Below are 246 nucleotides of genomic sequence, written 5' to 3'. Positions count from 1 at the left end.
CGCCGTCCGGCGTCAGGGGTCCTCGGCGGCCATGGCCTCGGTCGGGCGCGGCGCCGGCAGGCCAAGCCAGGTGCGCAGCGCGGCCAGGGTCTCGGGCGGCAGGCGCAGCCCGGCTGCGGTAGCCTGGCGGGTGAGGGTGGCATCGAGGAAGCGGGCCAGCCGGGCGGCGCTGTCATCCGGCCGGGCCGCCGGCAGCCAGTCGACGCGGCCGCGCTGCAGCCAGGACACCACCGCCTCCACCGCCCC

1 protein-coding gene is annotated in these 246 nt (G+C 80.1%); it reads right to left on the bottom strand.

Annotation, left to right across the window (positions count from 1 at the left end):
* Positions 1 to 12: 12 nt before the first annotated feature.
* The coding region (locus tag JMJ55_RS30675) for a hypothetical protein (RefSeq protein ID WP_202829377.1) at positions 13 to 246 on the bottom strand (234 nt) is incomplete at its 5' end.

Source organism: Belnapia mucosa (genome assembly GCF_016775475.1).
Lineage (GTDB): Bacteria > Pseudomonadota > Alphaproteobacteria > Acetobacterales > Acetobacteraceae > Belnapia > Belnapia mucosa.
Note: the sequence above shows the minus strand (reverse complement) of the source record. Positions and strands in the feature narration are given on the sequence as shown.